Below are 17,191 nucleotides of genomic sequence, written 5' to 3' on the forward strand. Positions count from 1 at the left end.
CACGGGCTGGAACAATGCGGGCCACTTTGTAGAGCGTTTTCGCGGGGGAGTTGCGGGTGCAGATTCAGGGACATTACGAGCTTCAATTCGAAGCGGTGCGCGAAGCTTTCGCCGCACTGTTCGACGATCCCCAGGAACGCGGCGCCGCGTTGTGCATCCGGGTCGGCGGGGAAACCGTCCTTGATCTCTGGTCAGGCACCGCCGACAAGGATGGCGCCGAGGCCTGGCACAGCGACACCATCGCCAACCTGTTCTCCTGCACCAAGACCTTCACCGCCGTCACCGCGCTGCAACTGGTTGCCGAAGGCAAGTTGCAGCTCGATGCGCCGGTTGCCCGTTACTGGCCGGAATTCGCCGCCGCCGGCAAGGAATCCGTCACCCTGCGCCAACTGCTTTGCCATCAGGCCGGTCTGCCGGCCCTGCGCGAATTGCTCGCGCCTGAAGCACTGTACGACTGGCAGACCATGGTCGACGCCCTCGCGGCCGAAGCACCGTGGTGGACGCCGGGCACCGGTCACGGCTATGCCGCGATCACCTACGGCTGGCTGATCGGCGAATTGCTGCGGCGTGCCGACGGTCGCGGGCCGGGGGAATCGATCGTGGCGCGGGTCGCGAAACCGCTGGGGCTGGATTTTCATGTCGGTCTGGCCGACGCAGAATTCCATCGCGTGGCGCACATTGCCCGTGGCAAGGGCAACACCGGCGACGCCGCCGCCCAGCGCCTGCTGCAAGTGACCATGCGCGAGCCGACGGCGATGACCACCCGGGCCTTCACCAATCCGCCGTCGGTGCTCACCAGCACCAACAAGCCGGAATGGCGCCGCATGCAGCAACCAGCGGCCAACGGCCACGGCAATGCCCGCAGTCTGGCCGGGTTCTACGCCGGTCTGCTCGACGGCAGCCTGCTGGAAAGCGAAATGCTCGAAGAACTGACCCGTGAACACAGCCTCGGCGAGGACAAGACCTTGCTGACCCGCACCCGTTTCGGTCTCGGTTGCATGCTTGATCAACCCGACGTGCCGAATGCCACCTACGGCCTCGGCCCGCGTGCATTCGGGCATCCGGGTGCGGGTGGTTCCATCGGTTTTGCTGATCCGGAGCACGATGTGGCCTTCGGATTTGTGACAAATACCCTTGGGCCGTATGTCCTGATGGATCCGCGCGCGCAGAAGCTGGCGCGGGTACTTGCCACTTGTCTGTAAAGCGTCGTCCGAGGTTCCAGGGCCGGAACCTCATGGCGAATTTCGTTTCAAAGCGTCTGTTTATCCGGGCGAAAGTCCTCTGATTGTTCACTAATTATTTTTGTGGGTTTCCAATGTCGTCCAAACAAACTCTCGCCCTGGCCCTGTGTTTCGCAATGACCGGTTGTGCACAGACTCCGAAGAACGACGCCGATGGCGGCAGCTGGTGGCCGTTCGGTTCTTCCGACAAAGTCGCAGCCAAGGAGCCGGTTCCGGCGCCTGCACCGTTGAAGCCGGCCGCCACCGCGCCGGTGGCCAAGGCCGAGAGCAGCAGTCCCTGGTACTGGCCGTTCGGCTCCGACGACTCGGCGGCCAAGCCTGAAGTGAAAGCTGAAGCCAAACCCGAGGCCAAACCGGTCGAAGTCGCCAAGGCTGAAGCCGACAAGGGCGGCAAATGGTGGTGGCCGTTCGGCGGCAAGGAGCAGGACACGGCCAAAGTCGTGCCGATGCCCGATCCGAAAGTCACTCAAGCCTGGCTGGATGACTACGAACCGCGCCTGCGCACCGCGATCAAGGACAGCAATCTGCAACTCGAACGCCGTGAAAACGTGCTGGTCGTGACCGCGCCGGTGGAAGGCTCGTTCAACCCGGATCGCCCGGCCATGCTGCTGCCAGTGACTCTCGGCCCGTTCACTCGCGTCGCGAAAATCCTTGAAGCCGACCCGAAAACCGCCGTGCTGGTGCTGGGTCACAGTGACACGACCGGTGCCGCTCCGGCCAACATCAAGCTGAGCCAGGAACGCGCCCAGGCCGTGGCGGCGATCTTCCGCCTCAGCGGTCTGCAGCGTGATCGCCTGATGCTGCGCGGCATGGGTTCCGAGGCACCGCGTGCCGCCAACGACAGCGTTGAAGGTCGCGCCCTGAACCGTCGTGTCGAACTGCTGGTGACCCCGCAGAACACCATGGTCGCGCTGCTGAGCAAATACAACATGCCGGCACCGAAGCCAGTGACCATGGTCGCTGCCCAGGACGTCAAGCCTGTCGCCAAACCGGTGACCCCGGCGCCAGCTGCGAAGAAAGCCGCTGTACCGGCCACCAAAAAGGCCCCGGCCAAGAAAGCCGCTGCCAAGGCTCCAGCGAAAAAGGCCCCGGCCAAGACTCCGGCGAAAAAGACCGCGCCCGCCAAAGCCGCTGCAACCGACAAGAAAGTCGCTGCGACCGATACCACTAAAAAGTGATCCGCTAACGAAAAGGAATGCGCCGTGACCCAGTCTCTGGCAGATATGCGTCGTGATTACACCCGGGACGGCCTGACCGAGGCGCAAGCCCCGGCGGAGCCCTTTGCGTTGTTTCACCAGTGGTTTGCCGAAGCGGTGAAAACCGAACAGGCGCCAGTGGAAGCCAACGCCATGACCCTGGCCACAGTGGATGCGGACGGCCGTCCGCATTGCCGCATTCTGCTGCTCAAGGGCCTGGACGAGCAGGGCTTCACCTTCTTCACCAACTACGAAAGCGCCAAGGGCCAGCATCTGGCGGCGAACCCGTTCGCTGCCATGACGTTCTTCTGGCCGACCCTCGAGCGCCAGGTGCGGATTGAAGGGCGGGTGCTGAAGGTCACGCCTGAAGAGTCCGACGCGTACTATCAAGTGCGGCCGCTGGGCAGCAGACTTGGCGCCTGGGCCTCACCGCAGAGCCGGGTGATCAACGGCCGGGGTGAACTGGAAGACTTGCTCAAGGCGACCGAGCAACGCTTCACCGACACTCAGCCTCACTGCCCGGAACACTGGGGCGGTTACCGCCTGCTCCCCGAGCGCATCGAGTTCTGGCAGGGCCGCGCGAGCCGTCTGCACGATCGCCTCAACTACCGTGTGCAGGGCGCCGACTGGATTCTTGAACGTCTGGCACCCTGAGCAGTCTACCGAGCGGGATAGCCTGCCGCAGCGGCTTCGAGCCACTTCGGCAGGTCCCGGCGCTTGATCTTCTGCGCCTGAGCTTGCTCCAGCCGTTCGAGCATGAACGCGCGTTTGCCTTCATCCTTGCCGGCCAGTGACAATGCCAGATCGCGATCCATCCAGCGTTTGATCCGTACATACAGCCACCAATGGAAGTACAGACCGGCGGCGGTGGTGACGACAATGATGAAGTAATCCATGGAAATCCTTGGGTCGGCGGCGCAGGAAATGGAATTTGGCGCTACTGTTGGGTGAGTTCGCGGGCGCCTGTACCGGGCCTGAATGAAAGCAACTTAATCCGGGCGACGCCGTGACAGGCGTCAAGCTGCGGAGTTTAATGAATACCTGTCCTTTGGAGTTGATGCTATGCGTAAGTCTGTTCTGCTGGTTGCTTCCTTTTCCACGATGGCGATGTTGCTGACCGGCTGCCAGTCGAGCCTGACCGGTGACTCCTACTCCCGTGACGAAGCGCGTCGCGTGCAGACGATTCGCATGGGCACCATCGAATCCCTGCGTCCGGTGAAAATTGAAGGCACCAAGACCCCGATCGGCGGCGCTGCCGGTGCAGTGGTTGGCGGCGTCGGTGGCAGCGCGATCGGCGGCGGCAAAGGCAGCATCGTTGCAGCCGTTATCGGTGCCGTGGCCGGCGGCCTGATCGGTTCGGCCACCGAAGAAGGCCTGACCCGCACCCAAGGTGTTGAAATCACCGTACGTGAAGACGACGGCAGCATGCGCGCCTATGTGCAGCAAGTGCAGGAGAATGAAGTGTTCCGCGTGGGTGAGCGGGTACGGATTTCGACCGTTGGCGGGACCAGCCGCGTTTCGCACTAAGCGCAAACGAGCGGTAAAAGAAAACCCCGATCAGGTGACTGGTCGGGGTTTTTTGTTGGGTTGCGCCATTAACGAAGCAGGAAAATCGTGGCTGTAGGACGCGTCTCTAAAGACGTGAGGATTGTTCGCTACAGCGATCCACGGAGTATCAGGAAGGCAACGCGGTGTTCTTTCTGCTCGCCGCCAACGTCACCGCATAACCGATCAATGCCGCAAACACCGAGCCGGTGAGAATGCCCATTCGGTCCATCCCGGCGTATTCACTGGCGCCCGGCACGAAGGCGAGGGAGCCGACAAACAGGCTCATGGTGAAGCCGATCCCGCAGAGGATCGCCACGCCCAGCACCTGGCCCCAGTTGGCGCCGTTGGGCAGGGCGGCGATGCCGATTTTTACGGCGAGCCAGGTCAGGCCGAACACGCCGAGAGTCTTGCCCAGCAGCAGGCCGACGGCGATGCCCATCGGGACGTGGTGGGTGAAGCTTTCGGCGGTCACGCCGGTCAGCGACAGGCCGGCGTTGGCGAAGGCGAACAGCGGCAGAATGCCGTAGGCGACCCACGGGTGCAGCGCGTGTTCGAGGGCCAATAGCGGCGAAGGCTCGGCATTCTTGGTGCGCAGCGGGATGCAGAATGCCAGGGTTACGCCGGCCAGCGTGGCGTGGACACCGCTCTTGAGCACGCAGACCCAGAGGATCAAACCAATGATCATGTACGGCCCGAGCTTGACCACCCCGAGCCGGTTCATCGCCACCAGCGCCGCGATGCACGCCGCCGCCAGGCCCAGCGACAGGGTCGACAACTCACCGGAGTAGAAGATCGCAATGATCACGATGGCACCGAGGTCATCGATGATCGCCAGGGTCATCAGGAACAGCTTCAGCGACACCGGCACGCGCTTGCCGAGCAAGGCCAGTACGCCGAGGGCGAAGGCGATGTCGGTGGCGGTCGGAATCGCCCAGCCATCGAGGGCGGCCGGGTTGTCGCGGTTGAGGAACCAGTAGATCAGTGCCGGCACCAGCATGCCGCCGATCGCCGCCGCACCGGGCAGGACGATCTGCGACGGCTTGGACAACTGACCGTCGAGGACTTCGCGCTTCACTTCCAGGCCGATCAGCAGGAAGAACAGCGCCATCAGGCCGTCGTTGATCCACAGCAGCAGAGGCTTGGCGATTTTCAATGCGCCGATCTGCGCCACCACCGGGGTGTCGAGCAGGCCGTTGTACAACCACGACAGCGGCGAGTTGTTGATGATCAGAGCCAGGATGGCCGCGGCGATCAATAACAGACCGCTGGCAGCTTCCAACTGAAAGAAACGCGTGAAAGTGCTACGCAGAGGCAAGGTCGCTCTCCATCGATAAAGTCAAAAGGTGGCACACCCTAACCCGTACCGTTAGTTGTTAAAACAAAAGTTATATTCTTTTTTGTTATATATGGTTACAGGCATCGGCCTCCACGTGCAGGAGAGCCTAGCAGTTGCCCAAGGGATTGAAGTTCAGCTGTATCTGTCGGTGCCGTAGGTTTTTTCCTAAGCTTGGGGGCTGAGCCTGTAAAGGCACTTCTGCCCGATTCAACGAGAACGACAGCCATGAGCGACAACCGACAGTGGGCCCGCGAAGCCATCCGGATTATCGAAGCGGACTTCCAGCGCAGCGCCGACACCCACCTGATCCCCTTGCCGCTGCCGGGGTTTCCGGGCATCGAGTTGTATTTCAAGGATGAATCCAGCCACCCGACCGGCAGCCTCAAGCACCGGCTGGCCCGTTCGCTGTTTCTCTACGCCTTGTGTAACGGCTGGCTCAAGCCCGGCGCACCGGTGATCGAGGCGTCCAGCGGTTCGACGGCGATTTCCGAAGCGTACTTCGCGCGGATGCTCGGCCTGCCGTTCATTGCGGTGATGCCGGCGACCACTTCCAAGGAAAAGATTGCGCAGATCGCCTTCTACGGTGGCCAGAGTCATCTGGTGGATGATCCGACCCAGATCTACGCCGAATCCGAACGCCTGGCCCGCGAACACGACGGTCACTTCATCGACCAGTTCACCTACGCCGAACGCGCCACTGACTGGCGGGCGAACAACAACATCGCCGAATCGATCTTCCAGCAAATGCGCTACGAACAGCATCCATGCCCGGCCTGGCTGATCTCCAGCCCCGGCACTGGCGGTACCACCGCGACCCTCGGTCGTTACGTGCGTTATCGCCAGCACTGCACCCGCGTGCTGTGCGCTGATGCCGAGCGTTCGGTGTTTTTCGACTACTACCAGACTGGCGACGCCAGCCTGCGTCTGGACCACGGTTCGCGGATCGAGGGGATCGGCCGGCCACGGGTGGAAGCGTCGTTCCTGCCGAAGGTGATCGACGCGATGGTCAAGGTGCCGGATGCGTTGTCGCTGGCGGCCATGCATTACCTGGCGCAGCGTCTGGGCCGGCATGTCGGCGGGTCGAGCGGCACTAACCTGATCGGCGCATTGATGGCGGCGCAGCAGATGAAAGCGGCGGGGGAGTCGGGCTCGATCGTGGCGATCCTGTGCGATGGTGGCGAGCGTTACGCGGACACCTATTACGATCAGGCGTGGCTCAAGGCGCAGGGCTATGAGCTGGAGGGATTGATAGCGGCTGTGGCGGCGAGTGCCGAGAAGGGGGAGGCGCTGCCGACCTCGGTTCTACGCGCCAATATCTGACGCCAAAAGCTCAAACCAATGTGGGAGCGAGCCTGCTCGCGATAGCGGTTTGACCTTCAACAGAAATGTTGACTGGTCTACCACGATCGCGAGCAGGCTCGCTCCCACAGGTTTTATGTCACTTCAAAGCTTTTTTATCAGGCCTCAAGGCCTAGGATGTCACGCGCCACGGCTTCAGCAATCCGGATCCCGTCAACACCCGCCGACAGAATCCCGCCCGCATAACCCGCGCCTTCACCGGCCGGGAACAGACCTTTGACGTTCATGCTCTGCAGCGTCTCGTTACGCGTGATGCGCAGCGGCGACGAGGTGCGGGTCTCGATCCCGGTCAGCACCGCATCGTGCAGCGAATAACCGCGAATCTGCTTCTCGAACGCCGGCAACGCTTCGCGAATGGCTTCGATGGCGAAGTCCGGCAGGGCCAGGGCCAGATCGCCCAGTGCCACGCCCGGTTTGTACGACGGTTCGACTTCGCCCAGTTTGGTCGAAGGAATGTCGTTGATGAAGTCGCCGACCAGTTGCGCCGGCGCCTTGTAGTCGCTGCCGCCAAGGATGAAGGCGTGGGACTCCAGACGTTCCTGCAACTCGATCCCGGCCAGCGGGCCGCCTGGATAGTCGACGTCCGGGGTGATGCCGACGACGATGCCGGAGTTGGCGTTGCGCTCGTTACGCGAGTACTGGCTCATGCCGTTGGTGACCACGCGGTTCGGCTCGGAAGTCGCCGCCACCACGGTGCCGCCCGGGCACATGCAGAAGCTGTAGACCGAGCGGCCGTTCTTGGCGTGGTGCACCAGTTTGTAGTCGGCGGCGCCCAACTTGGGGTGGCCGGCGTACTTGCCGAGGCGCGCACGGTCGATCAACGATTGCGGGTGTTCGATGCGAAAACCTACCGAGAACGGCTTGGCTTCCATGAACACGCCACGGCTGTGGAGCATGCGGAAGGTGTCGCGGGCACTGTGGCCGAGGGCCAGGATCACGTGTCTGGAGTGCAGGATTTCGCCGCTGGCCAGCTCGACGCCGACCAGTTGGCCGTCTTCGATCAGCACGTCGGTGACGCGTTCCTGGAAGCGCACTTCACCGCCCAGGGCGCGGATCTCTTCACGCATGGTCTCGACCATGCCGGTCAGACGGAACGTACCGATGTGCGGTTTGCTGACGTAGAGGATTTCTTCCGGCGCGCCGGCCTTGACGAACTCATGCAGGACTTTACGGCCGAGGAATTTCGGATCCTTGATCTGACTGTACAGCTTGCCGTCGGAGAACGTGCCCGCGCCGCCTTCGCCGAACTGCACGTTGGACTCGGGGTTGAGCACGCTTTTGCGCCACAGGCCCCAGGTGTCCTTGGTGCGCTGGCGTACTTCGGTGCCGCGCTCAAGGATGATCGGCTTGAAGCCCATCTGTGCCAGCAGCAGACCGGCGAAGATCCCGCACGGGCCGAAACCGACCACGATCGGGCGCTGGCTCAGGTCGCTTGGCGCCTGCCCGACGAATTTGTAGCTGACATCCGGCGCCACATTGACGTTACGGTCGTCGGCGAACTTGCCCAGCACTTTGGCCTCGTCGCGCACTTCGAGGTCGATGGTGTAGATGAAGCACAGTTCGGAGGACTTTTTGCGCGCATCGTAGCTGCGCTTGAACAAGGTGAAATCGAGCAGGTCATCGCTGGCAATGCCCAAGCGTTGCACGATGGCAGCGCGCAGGTCTTCGTCGGGATGGTCGATCGGCAGCTTGAGTTCGGTGATTCGTAACATGACAGGATCCGGTTCGCGGGGCGCACAACTGCGCCAGGGCGTTTGAAGGCGGCGATTATAAGCCGCATCGGCCGGATCCCGTGAGGGTAAAACGATCAGTCGTTGCGCGAACCGCCGAAATACCCGCAACCGCGCTGTACCTGGCCGTCGATACGCAACTCGGCGCTCATGTGCTGCACGCTGCCGGTGCTGCTGTCGACACAGCGCTGCGGCGCCACCCACAATTCGATGCGCTGGTTGTTGGCTTCGCTGCTGAGGTTGAAGCGGCCATCGCCCAGTTGTTCTTCGACGTAAGGCACGGCGAGCGGCGGCTGGCCTTCGCGGTCGATGACCAGGCCCTTGCCGCTGACCTTGACGTTCCATTCCGGGCCATGACCGGCGGCGCGCAGGATCAACTGTTTGAAGTTGGGATCGTCGCAGGCAGTGCCGGAGCGTTCGACGCGATAGAGCTGGGTCAGGTCGAGGCGGTCGCCGGCGATCTTCCCGCGCACGTCGGCGAACAGCTTGCCTTGCTCATCGGCCAGGGTGGCGGCCTCTTGCAGGACGCTGGTGCCGCCGATGTCATTGACTACGTATTGGCGCTGCTCGCCGCAGGCCTGGAACACCAGTTTGCCGTCGGCAGCGGTCAGTTGCCCCTGCATCCGCGTCTGGCCGACGTGGGAGGCGCTTTCCCGCGCGCCATCGAACAACTGGCACGCGGCAAACAACGGGAGCAGGGCAACAACGATCAGGGAACGGGCAACACGCATCTTCGGCTCTCCAGACAAGTGCCGCCACGTTACGCAGGCTGACCGTTCATCACAAGGGTTTAGCCCACGTGAAATGTCTGACCTGTCTGCAAGCCTTCGACACTTTTGGCGTAGGCCAATGCCACATCCGCCGCAGGAACCGGCTTGTAGCCACGGAAGTACGGGGCGTAGCTGCCCATGGCTTCGACCAGCACGGTCGGGCTGATCGAGTTTACGCGCAGACCGCGTGGCAGTTCGATGGCGGCGGCCCGCACGAAGCTGTCCAGCGCGCCGTTGACCAGTGCAGCCGACGCGCCGCTGCGGATCGGATCGTGACTGAGTACGCCGGTGGTGAAGGTGAACGAGGCGCCGTCGTTGGCGAATTCGCGGCCGATCAGCAGCAGATTGACCTGGCCCATCAACTTGTCTTTCAGGCCGAGGGCGAAGCTGTCTTCGGTCATGTCACCCAGCGGGGCGAAGGTCACGTTGCCGGCGGCGCAGACCAGCGCGTCGAACTTGCCGGTCTGTTCGAACAGCTTGCGAATCGATGCGCTGTCGCTGATATCCACCTGATAATCGCCGCTGCTGCGACCGATACGAATGACTTCATGACGCTGCGACAGCTCTTTGTCTACGGCCGAACCGATGGTGCCGCCCGCGCCGATCAACAGAATTTTCATCGTGATTGCCTCAAGTGATTGAACGAGGATTCAGTCTAGAGTGGTTTTTTCTGCGGATAAGCGCACTAATGGGCAACCTTTGGTTTTCAATTGGAAACAATCCATGAGCGAGATGGATGATCTGGCGGCGTTCGCGGTGTTGATCGAGGCCGGCAGCTTTACCCTGGCGGCGCAGCAACTGGGGTGCAGCAAGGGACAGTTGTCCAAGCGCATCAGTCAGTTGGAGGCGCGGTTTTCCGTGGTGTTGCTGCAACGCACCACGCGTCGTCTTAGCCTGACGGCGGCCGGTGCGGCATTGTTGCCACAGGCTCAGGCGCTTGTCGTCCAGGTTGAAAGAGCGCGTCAGGCATTGGCGCGATTGAAGGACGACATGGCCGGCCCGGTGCGTATGACCGTTCCGGTGTCGCTGGGAGAAACCTTCTTCGACGGACTGCTGCTGGATTTTTCGCAGAAATACCCCGAGGTGCAGATCGAACTGGAGCTGAACAACAGCTACCGCGACCTGTCCCGCGACGGCTTCGATCTGGCGATCCGCACCGAAGTGGCCAATGACGAGCGACTGGTGGCCCGGCCGCTGCTGGCCTGGCAGGAAATGACCTGCGCCAGCCCTGACTATCTGGAGCGCTTTGGCGAACCGCTGACGCCACAGGCACTGGCCGAACACCGTTGCCTGCTCAACAGTCACTACAGCGGTCGCGAGGAATGGCTTTATCACCAGCAGCACGAACTGCTGCGGGTGCGGGTGTCGGGGCCGTTCGCCAGCAATCACTACAACCTGTTGAAGAAAGCCGCATTGGCCGGCGCCGGGATCGCTCGCCTGCCGTCCTACCTGTTGCAGACGGAATTGGCTGACGGCCGATTGCGTTGGCTCCTGCGCGATTTTCAGACCCGCCGCATGCCGATGTATCTGGTGCATCCGTATCAGGGCGGGCTACCGAAACGCACTCAGGTACTGGCGGATTACCTGATCGGCTGGTTCAAACTCAGCGGCGAAGCGCTGGACCGGTTGTAGTGCCGGGCGATCAGGTGATCGATCGACACTTTTCCCGGCCCGGTGGCCATCAGGTACAGCAACACCGCCATCCAGGTGCCGTGGGTCGGGTAGGCATCCGGATACACGAACAGTTGAATGGTCAGGGTCATGCCCAGCAACGCCAGCGCCGAAAAGCGCGTGGCGAAGCCGATGAGGATCAGGATCGGGAAAAAGTGTTCGGCGAACGCTGCCAGGTGCGCGGCGATTTCCGGCGAAAGCAGCGGCACGTGGTATTCGCTCTTGAACAGTGGAATCGTCGAGTCGGCCAGACGCGGCCAGCCGAACTCGAAGGTGCCATCGATCAGGTCGACGGCCAGCCCTTCGACCTTGGTCTGCCCGGATTTCCAGAACACCGCTGCGATGGAAAAACGCGCGATGAAAGCGATCAGACTGTGGGGGATTTTTTCCAGCAGCGCGATGGCGCGGACAATGAGGCTGTTCATGACGACACCTTTGGATGCAAATGAGTGATGACTTGGCGACTGATCAGCAGGGCGAGGGTCTGGCTGAGGTCGAAGGCCTCGGCGGATTCCAGCGCCTGCGTGAGTGACTGACCGGCCTTGAGCTGGCGAATAAATTGACTGGCGCCGCGATCCACGGCGAACACCTCGACCTCCAGTTCATTGCGCAGGATCAGCGCGTGTTGGGCGTGGTTGAGATCGATCCCGGCCAGGGTCGCGTCGTGCTGATGCGCGGCCCAGATGTCCACCACGGCGAAGTTTGAATCGAGCAGATACAGCGAAGGGTGCAGGCCGATGCGCAGTTCATTCAGCGCATCGGCGTCTGCAAATACAGTGGCGATCCGCTCCTGACTCACAGGCAACGCATCGGCCGCGTGATAGGCCAGCGTACGCAGGCGTTCCAGTCGCGCGACATCGGCCAGGTAGGGAACGCTCGAGGCTGGTTCGAAGCCGCTGATGAAATCCGCCAGCTCACTGCCGTAGTCACTCATCAACGGACTGTGTGGCGGATGGCTTTGCACGAAAATTCCGGCCATGGCCCGGAAGAATTCGTCCCCCACCAGCTGCATCACCACGGGATAACCGTCGGCCAGTGCGTTGATCAACGAGCTCTGAACATTGTTGCGGTACACCGCGAAACGGCTGGCCGGGTCGGCACCGTTGGCGCTGTACAAACCGTCGGGGCAGGGCAGAGCGATATCGAGCAACGCTGCGCTGAATGCGGCTTGAGTGCTCATGGCCGACCTCCCGCGAACAGCAACAGCTCGTCGGCCTGCTGCGCTTCCGCCAACAGCACCTTGAGGGCCGGCACCTGATTGTCCCGTTCGATCAGCGTCGCCACCGGGCCGACACGTTCCAGCGCTAGCCGGTACAGCGACCAGACCGCTTGATCGATCGGTGCGCCGTGATCGTCGATCAGCAAGCGATCACCGAGGCTGTCGGCATCTTCGGCAAACCCCGCCAGATGAATTTCGCTCACTGCATGCAGCGGCAGGGCATCGAGGTAAGTCAGGGGATCGCGCTGATGGTTGATGCATGAGACGTAGACATTGTTCACGTCCAGCAACAGACCGCAGCCAGTGCGCCGGATGACCTCACGGATGAAATCGGCTTCGTCGATGGTCGAGCGCTCGAATGCCAGGTAGGTCGCCGGGTTTTCCAGCAGCATCGGACGTTTGAGGGTGCTTTGTACCTGGTCGATGTGGTCGCAGACGCGGTTCAGCGTCGGCGTGTCGTAGGCCAGGGGCAACAAGTCATTGAGAAACACCGGTCCATGGCTCGACCAGGCCAGGTGTTCGGAAAAGGAGTGGGGTTGATAGCGCTCGATCAGCGCGGCCAGGCGTTTGAGGTGCTGGACATCCAGCGGGCCTTCGGCCCCGATGGACAGCCCGACGCCATGCAACGACAGCGGATACGCGTCGCGGATCAAACCCAGAAAATGGTGAAACGGGCCGCCGGCCACCATGTAGTTTTCGGCGTGGACTTCGAAGAAGCCGATGTCAGGTCGTGAGTCGAGCACTTCGCTGAAGTGCTCGCTCTTGAGCCCCAGCCCGGCACGGGACGGGAGCCCGGAAAGGGCTGCCCGAGTGCGGCTTAAGGCATGGTCGCAGGATGTGATCATGATCGACACTCGGGCGGCTCCCGGATCAGGACTTGGCTTTGAACGCTTCGAGCTGACCGAAACCGGTCGGCGAGGTTTTGCTTTCAGTGGTGGTGCAGGTGCCTTTCGGGACCAGTTTCCAGGCGTTGGCCTGATGATCCATTTTCGCGGTGCCGGCACAGGTGGTGCCCGCGCCTGCGGCGCAATCGTTCTTGCCTTTCATGGCCACGCCGAAGCATTTTTCCATGTTGTCGTCAGCGGCGTGGGCGGTGGAGACGACAGCGATGCTCAGGGCGGAACCGAGGGCCAGAACCAGGGCGGTGGCGGACAGGGTGCGGGTGGTAGCAGTCATGATGTTTCTCCGGTTTGAACTTGGGTTTGAACAAGCGATTGCGCTTGCTTGCCCCACTAGAGAAACGACTCGGCGATGCGTTACAGCGATCAGTAAAAGTTTTTTTGCCGGGCACAAAAAAAACGGCCCGAAGGCCGTTTTTTTTGAAGCGATCGATCAACCGCCGAGATACGCCTCGCGCACTTTCGGGTCGGTCAGCAGCGCTTCGCCGGTGCCTTGCATCACCACCCGGCCGTTCTCCAGAACGTAGGCGCGGTCGGCGATTTTCAGCGCCTGGTTGGCGTTCTGTTCGACCAGGAACACCGTCACACCGTCCTTGCGCAGCTGTTCGATGATGTCGAAGATCTGCTGGATGATGATCGGTGCCAGGCCCAGCGACGGCTCGTCGAGCAGCAGCAGTTTCGGCTTGCTCATCAGCGCACGGCCGATGGCGAGCATTTGCTGTTCGCCGCCGGACATGGTGCCGCCGCGTTGATTGAAGCGTTCTTTCAGGCGTGGGAAAAGTCCGAGGACCTTATCCATTTGCTCCTGATAGTCGCCCTTGTCGGTGAAGAAACCGCCCATAGACAGGTTTTCTTCGACGGTCAGACGGGCAAACACCCGACGGCCTTCCGGCACCACGGCAATGCTCTTGCGCATGATCTGCGACGAGTCCTGGCCGACCAGTTCCTCACCCATGTAGCGGATGCTGCCGCTGTGGGCCTGCGGCGAACCGCAGAGCGTCATCAGCAGGGTGGACTTGCCGGCACCGTTGGCGCCGATCAGGGTCACGATCTCGCCCTGGCGGACTTCGACGTTGACGCTGTGCAGGGCCTGGATCTTGCCGTAGAAGGTGGAAACGTTTTCGAACTGCAGCATTTACGCTTCCCCCAGGTAGGCTTTGATCACTTCAGGATTGTCGCGGATCTGCTCCGGCGTGCCGTCGGCCAGGGGCGTGCCCTGGTTGATCACGACGATGTGGTCGGAAATGCTCATGACCAGTTTCATGTCGTGTTCGATCAGCAGCACGGTCACGTTGTGCTCTTCACGCAGCACGCTGATCAGCGCCTTGAGGTCTTCGGTTTCCTTCGGGTTCAGACCGGCGGCCGGTTCGTCGAGCATGAGGATCCGCGGGCGGGTCATCATGCAGCGGGCGATTTCCAGGCGACGTTGCTGACCGTAAGCCAGGGTGCCGGCGGGGCGGTTGGCGAACTCTTTCAGGTTGACCTTTTCCAGCCAGTATTCGGCGAATTCCATGGCCTCGCGCTCGCTCTTGCGAAACGCCGGAGTCTTGAACAGGCCGGACAGGAAGTTGGTGTTCAGGTGACGGTGCTGGGCGATCAACAGGTTCTCGACCGCCGTCATGTCCTTGAACAGGCGCACGTTCTGGAAGGTGCGCACCACGCCTTTGAGGGCGATCTTGTGGCCCGGCAGGCCGTGGATCGGCTCGCCGTCCAGCAGGATGCTGCCGCCCGATGGCTGGTAGAAACCGGTCAGGCAGTTGAACACGGTGGTCTTGCCCGCGCCGTTCGGCCCGATCAGTGCAACCACCTGTTTCTCTTTGACGGTCAGGGCCACGCCGTTGACCGCCAGCAGGCCGCCGAAGCGCATGCTCAGATTTTCGACTTTCAGGATCTCGCGGCTCATTTGCGCAGCTCCATGTGAGGACGTTGCATGGGCAGCAGACCTTGAGGTCGCCAGATCATCATCAGCACCATCAGGGCGCCGAACATCAACATGCGGTACTCACTGAACTCACGCATCATTTCCGGCAGCAGGATCATCACCACGGCCGCGAGAATCACGCCCAACTGCGAGCCCATGCCACCCAGCACCACGATGGCGAGGATGATGGCGGACTCGATGAAGGTGAACGATTCCGGCGTCACCAGACCCTGACGGGCGGCGAAGAAGCTGCCGGCGAAACCGGCGAAGCTCGCGCCCAGGGTGAACGCCGAGAGCTTGATCACGGTCGGGTTGAGACCCAGCGCGCGGCAGGCGATTTCATCTTCACGCAGTGCTTCCCACGCACGGCCGATCGGCATGCGCAGCAGGCGGTTGATGATGAACAGCGCCGCCAGCGCCAGCAGCAGGGCAACCAGGTAGAGGAAGATCACCTTGTTGATCGAGTTGTATTGCAGGCCGAAATATTCGTGGAAGGTTTGCAGGCCTTCCGCAGCCTTGCGTTCGAAGGTCAGGCCGAAGAACGTCGGTTTCTCGATGTTGCTGATGCCGTTCGGGCCGCCGGTGATGTCGGTCAGGTTACGCAGGAACAGGCGGATGATTTCCCCGAAACCGAGGGTCACGATCGCCAGGTAGTCGCCGCGCAGACGCAACACCGGGAAGCCGAGCAGGAAGCCGAACGTCGCCGCCATCAGGCCGGCGATCGGCAGGCAGATCCAGAAGCTCAGGCCGTAGTAGTGCGACAGCAGCGCGTAGCTGTAGGCGCCGACGGCGTAGAAACCGACGTAACCCAGGTCGAGCAGACCGGCCAGACCGACCACGATGTTCAGGCCCAGGCCGAGCATCACGTAGATCAGGATCAGCGTCGCGATGTCCACCGCGCCACGGGAGCCGAAGAACGGCCACACCAGCGCACCGATGATCAGCGCGATGATGAAGTAGCGCTGGGTGGAAGGCAGGGTCAGGAAGTTGCTGGCCTTGGCCGGGATCAGCGGCATGCCCGGCGACGAACGCCACGCCTTGCTGATCTGCTGGTTGAACAGCACTCGCAGGAACATCAGCACCGAGCAGATGGCGATGGTCGCCAGAATGGCCGGGCTGGTGTTGTGCACTTCCAGGTTGATGCCGACGATGGTCAGTTTCAGACCCAGTACCGGATAGGCCACGGCCCAGACCAGCAAGGCGCTGAACAGCGCCTGTTTAAGATTCCTAGTCATACTTTCTCAACCTCCGGACGGCCCAGAATGCCGGTCGGACGGAACAACAGCACCAGAACCAACAAGCCGAAAGCCACGACGTCCTTGTACTGGTCGCCGAAGATATCGGCGCCAAAGGCTTCCGCCACCCCGAGCACCAGCCCGCCGAGCATGGCGCCGGGGATGCTGCCGATCCCGCCCAGTACCGCGGCGGTGAAGGCCTTGAGGCCGACGAGGAAACCGGCGTTCGGGTTGATCACGCCGTATTGCATGCTCAGCAGCACGGCCGCGACGGCCGCCAGCGCAGCACCGATGACGAAGGTCAGGGCGATGATGTTGTTGGTGTTGATGCCCAGCAGGTTGGCCATCTTGATGTCTTCGGCGCAGGCGCGGCAGGCGCGGCCCAGGCGAGAGCGGGAGATGAACAGCGTGAGGCCGAGCATGGCGATCAGCGTCACCACGAACACCACGATTTGCATGTAGGAAATCAGCACTTCATGTGCGCCACCCGGGCCGAAGGCGAAGTTGCCCGGAATCAGGTTGGGGATTGCTTTGTCCTTGGAGTCTTGCGCCAGCAGAACCGTGTTCTGCAGGAAGATCGACATACCGATCGCGGAAATCAGCGGGATCAGACGGTTGCTGCCGCGCAACGGGCGGTAGGCAATGCGTTCGATGCTGTAACCGTAGGAACTGGTGACGACGATGCTGGCGATGAACGCCACGGTCATCAACAGCGGGACGCTTTCGAGTCCCATCATGGTCAGCCCGGCGATGGCGATGAACGCCACGTAGGAGCCGATCATGTACACCTCGCCGTGGGCGAAGTTGATCATTCCAATGATGCCGTAGACCATCGTGTAGCCGATGGCGATCAGGGCATACATGCTGCCAACGTTCAAGCCGTTAACCAGCTGTTGGAAGAAGTGATAGATGTCAGGCATTACAGCGCTCCTAAAAACCTGATACGCATTTCACTGGTGGAGTCATTTTCCCGCCCGGTCCCGTGGATCTATATCCACTTCGAATCCGGGTTTTGCCAGCGAACCGCTGATGACGGTTTTGAGATTTTCAGGTGGGGAGACTGGCG

19 protein-coding genes are annotated in these 17,191 nt (G+C 61.8%); 6 read left to right on the forward strand and 13 right to left on the reverse strand.

Annotation, left to right across the window (positions count from 1 at the left end; all coding sequences use genetic code 11):
• Window positions 1–56: 56 nt before the first annotated feature.
• From PDR5_RS06270 to pdxH, 3 genes are all read left to right on the forward strand, one after another.
• Window positions 57–1,202: a serine hydrolase domain-containing protein gene (locus PDR5_RS06270; protein WP_064593931.1), complete on the forward strand. Its 1,146-nt coding sequence runs from the start codon at window positions 57–59 to the stop codon at window positions 1,200–1,202.
• 113 nt (window positions 1,203–1,315) lie between these two features.
• Window positions 1,316–2,419 carry an OmpA family protein gene (locus PDR5_RS06275; RefSeq protein ID WP_064593935.1) on the forward strand — a complete coding sequence of 368 codons (1,104 nt, stop codon included), beginning with the start codon at window positions 1,316–1,318 and terminating at the stop codon, window positions 2,417–2,419.
• A 24-nt stretch (window positions 2,420–2,443) separates the two neighbouring features.
• Entirely contained in the window at window positions 2,444–3,091 is a 648-nt protein-coding gene (gene pdxH, locus PDR5_RS06280) for a pyridoxamine 5'-phosphate oxidase (RefSeq protein ID WP_064593937.1), read from the forward strand.
• A gap of 5 nt (window positions 3,092–3,096) precedes the next feature.
• Here the strand turns inward: pdxH and PDR5_RS06285 are convergent, their stop codons facing one another.
• On the reverse strand, window positions 3,097–3,333 hold the full coding sequence (locus tag PDR5_RS06285; RefSeq protein ID WP_039771369.1) for a hypothetical protein: 237 nt from the start codon (window positions 3,331–3,333) through the stop codon (window positions 3,097–3,099).
• Between the two features lie 166 nt (window positions 3,334–3,499).
• Here PDR5_RS06285 and PDR5_RS06290 point away from each other — a divergent pair, with 166 nt between their 5' ends.
• A complete protein-coding gene (locus PDR5_RS06290) occupies window positions 3,500–3,964 on the forward strand; it encodes a glycine zipper 2TM domain-containing protein (RefSeq protein ID WP_007969461.1) in 465 nt (154 codons plus the stop codon).
• Window positions 3,965–4,112: 148 nt separating this feature from the next.
• Here the strand turns inward: PDR5_RS06290 and nhaA are convergent, their stop codons facing one another.
• Window positions 4,113–5,300 carry a Na+/H+ antiporter NhaA gene (nhaA, locus tag PDR5_RS06295; protein WP_064593939.1) on the reverse strand — a complete coding sequence of 396 codons (1,188 nt, stop codon included), beginning with the start codon at window positions 5,298–5,300 and terminating at the stop codon, window positions 4,113–4,115.
• A 246-nt stretch (window positions 5,301–5,546) separates the two neighbouring features.
• Between nhaA and PDR5_RS06300 the strand changes: the two genes are divergently transcribed.
• Window positions 5,547–6,641, forward strand: coding sequence for a PLP-dependent cysteine synthase family protein (locus PDR5_RS06300; protein WP_064593941.1), 1,095 nt, complete (start codon window positions 5,547–5,549; stop codon window positions 6,639–6,641).
• A gap of 137 nt (window positions 6,642–6,778) precedes the next feature.
• Here PDR5_RS06300 and PDR5_RS06305 read toward each other — a convergent pair whose 3' ends face one another.
• The 3 genes from PDR5_RS06305 to PDR5_RS06315 form a co-directional block, all read right to left on the reverse strand.
• On the reverse strand, window positions 6,779–8,392 hold the full coding sequence (locus tag PDR5_RS06305) for an NAD(P)/FAD-dependent oxidoreductase (RefSeq protein ID WP_064593943.1): 1,614 nt from the start codon (window positions 8,390–8,392) through the stop codon (window positions 6,779–6,781).
• A 95-nt stretch (window positions 8,393–8,487) separates the two neighbouring features.
• A complete protein-coding gene (locus PDR5_RS06310; protein WP_064593947.1) occupies window positions 8,488–9,141 on the reverse strand; it encodes a COG3650 family protein in 654 nt (217 codons plus the stop codon).
• 59 nt (window positions 9,142–9,200) lie between these two features.
• Entirely contained in the window at window positions 9,201–9,800 is a 600-nt protein-coding gene (locus PDR5_RS06315) for a short chain dehydrogenase (RefSeq protein ID WP_064593949.1), read from the reverse strand.
• A gap of 103 nt (window positions 9,801–9,903) precedes the next feature.
• Here PDR5_RS06315 and PDR5_RS06320 point away from each other — a divergent pair, with 103 nt between their 5' ends.
• Window positions 9,904–10,812, forward strand: coding sequence for a LysR family transcriptional regulator (locus tag PDR5_RS06320; protein WP_064593951.1), 909 nt, complete (start codon window positions 9,904–9,906; stop codon window positions 10,810–10,812).
• Here PDR5_RS06320 and PDR5_RS06325 read toward each other — a convergent pair.
• The 8 genes from PDR5_RS06325 to livH all read right to left on the reverse strand — a co-directional run bounded on the left by PDR5_RS06325 (window position 10,761) and on the right by livH (window position 17,045).
• Window positions 10,761–11,276, reverse strand: coding sequence for a DoxX family protein (locus tag PDR5_RS06325; RefSeq protein WP_064593953.1), 516 nt, complete (start codon window positions 11,274–11,276; stop codon window positions 10,761–10,763). The two genes, PDR5_RS06320 and PDR5_RS06325, sit on opposite strands and share 52 nt — an antisense overlap.
• Entirely contained in the window at window positions 11,273–12,031 is a 759-nt protein-coding gene (locus tag PDR5_RS06330; protein ID WP_064593955.1) for an HvfC/BufC N-terminal domain-containing protein, read from the reverse strand. Before PDR5_RS06330 ends, PDR5_RS06325 begins: the two co-directional genes overlap by 4 nt.
• The gene (gene bufB / locus PDR5_RS06335; protein ID WP_064600701.1) at window positions 12,028–12,915 is read right to left on the reverse strand and encodes an MNIO family bufferin maturase; all 888 of its coding nucleotides are present in this window, start codon (window positions 12,913–12,915) and stop codon (window positions 12,028–12,030) included. The genes PDR5_RS06330 and bufB overlap by 4 nt, the downstream gene beginning before the upstream one ends.
• Before the next feature lie 25 nt (window positions 12,916–12,940).
• Window positions 12,941–13,246: a BufA1 family periplasmic bufferin-type metallophore gene (locus tag PDR5_RS06340; protein ID WP_064593957.1), complete on the reverse strand. Its 306-nt coding sequence runs from the start codon at window positions 13,244–13,246 to the stop codon at window positions 12,941–12,943.
• Window positions 13,247–13,402: 156 nt separating this feature from the next.
• A complete protein-coding gene (locus tag PDR5_RS06345) occupies window positions 13,403–14,104 on the reverse strand; it encodes an ABC transporter ATP-binding protein (RefSeq protein ID WP_003222380.1) in 702 nt (233 codons plus the stop codon).
• Window positions 14,105–14,872 (reverse strand): high-affinity branched-chain amino acid ABC transporter ATP-binding protein LivG, encoded by a 768-nt coding sequence (livG, locus tag PDR5_RS06350; protein ID WP_007959160.1) that lies wholly within the window; start codon window positions 14,870–14,872, stop codon window positions 14,105–14,107.
• Window positions 14,869–16,125 (reverse strand): high-affinity branched-chain amino acid ABC transporter permease LivM, encoded by a 1,257-nt coding sequence (locus PDR5_RS06355; RefSeq protein WP_039771392.1) that lies wholly within the window; start codon window positions 16,123–16,125, stop codon window positions 14,869–14,871. Before PDR5_RS06355 ends, livG begins: the two co-directional genes overlap by 4 nt.
• Window positions 16,122–17,045 carry a high-affinity branched-chain amino acid ABC transporter permease LivH gene (gene livH / locus PDR5_RS06360; protein WP_007959165.1) on the reverse strand — a complete coding sequence of 308 codons (924 nt, stop codon included), beginning with the start codon at window positions 17,043–17,045 and terminating at the stop codon, window positions 16,122–16,124. The genes PDR5_RS06355 and livH overlap by 4 nt, the downstream gene beginning before the upstream one ends.
• Window positions 17,046–17,191 lie beyond the last annotated feature (146 nt).

It is taken from the genome of Pseudomonas sp. DR 5-09, from assembly GCF_001655595.1.
GTDB lineage: Bacteria > Pseudomonadota > Gammaproteobacteria > Pseudomonadales > Pseudomonadaceae > Aquipseudomonas > Aquipseudomonas pharyngis.

Bases quoted from the DNA above. Each gene is read 5' to 3' on its own strand.
- PDR5_RS06315 (WP_064593949.1), bottom strand. From the start codon at position 9,800: ATGAAAATTCTGTTGATCGGCGCGGGCGGCACCATCGGTTCGGCCGTA.
- PDR5_RS06275 (WP_064593935.1), top strand. From the start codon at position 1,316: ATGTCGTCCAAACAAACTCTCGCCCTGGCCCTGTGTTTCGCAATGACC.
- PDR5_RS06300 (WP_064593941.1), top strand. From the start codon at position 5,547: ATGAGCGACAACCGACAGTGGGCCCGCGAAGCCATCCGGATTATCGAA.
- bufB (WP_064600701.1), bottom strand. From the start codon at position 12,915: ATGATCACATCCTGCGACCATGCCTTAAGCCGCACTCGGGCAGCCCTT.
- PDR5_RS06305 (WP_064593943.1), bottom strand. From the start codon at position 8,392: ATGTTACGAATCACCGAACTCAAGCTGCCGATCGACCATCCCGACGAA.
- PDR5_RS06285 (WP_039771369.1), bottom strand. From the start codon at position 3,333: ATGGATTACTTCATCATTGTCGTCACCACCGCCGCCGGTCTGTACTTC.
- PDR5_RS06325 (WP_064593953.1), bottom strand. From the start codon at position 11,276: ATGAACAGCCTCATTGTCCGCGCCATCGCGCTGCTGGAAAAAATCCCC.
- PDR5_RS06330 (WP_064593955.1), bottom strand. From the start codon at position 12,031: ATGAGCACTCAAGCCGCATTCAGCGCAGCGTTGCTCGATATCGCTCTG.
- PDR5_RS06345 (WP_003222380.1), bottom strand. From the start codon at position 14,104: ATGCTGCAGTTCGAAAACGTTTCCACCTTCTACGGCAAGATCCAGGCC.
- PDR5_RS06320 (WP_064593951.1), top strand. From the start codon at position 9,904: ATGAGCGAGATGGATGATCTGGCGGCGTTCGCGGTGTTGATCGAGGCC.
- PDR5_RS06340 (WP_064593957.1), bottom strand. From the start codon at position 13,246: ATGACTGCTACCACCCGCACCCTGTCCGCCACCGCCCTGGTTCTGGCC.
- livG (WP_007959160.1), bottom strand. From the start codon at position 14,872: ATGAGCCGCGAGATCCTGAAAGTCGAAAATCTGAGCATGCGCTTCGGC.
- PDR5_RS06290 (WP_007969461.1), top strand. From the start codon at position 3,500: ATGCGTAAGTCTGTTCTGCTGGTTGCTTCCTTTTCCACGATGGCGATG.
- PDR5_RS06355 (WP_039771392.1), bottom strand. From the start codon at position 16,125: ATGACTAGGAATCTTAAACAGGCGCTGTTCAGCGCCTTGCTGGTCTGG.
- PDR5_RS06310 (WP_064593947.1), bottom strand. From the start codon at position 9,141: ATGCGTGTTGCCCGTTCCCTGATCGTTGTTGCCCTGCTCCCGTTGTTT.
- livH (WP_007959165.1), bottom strand. From the start codon at position 17,045: ATGCCTGACATCTATCACTTCTTCCAACAGCTGGTTAACGGCTTGAAC.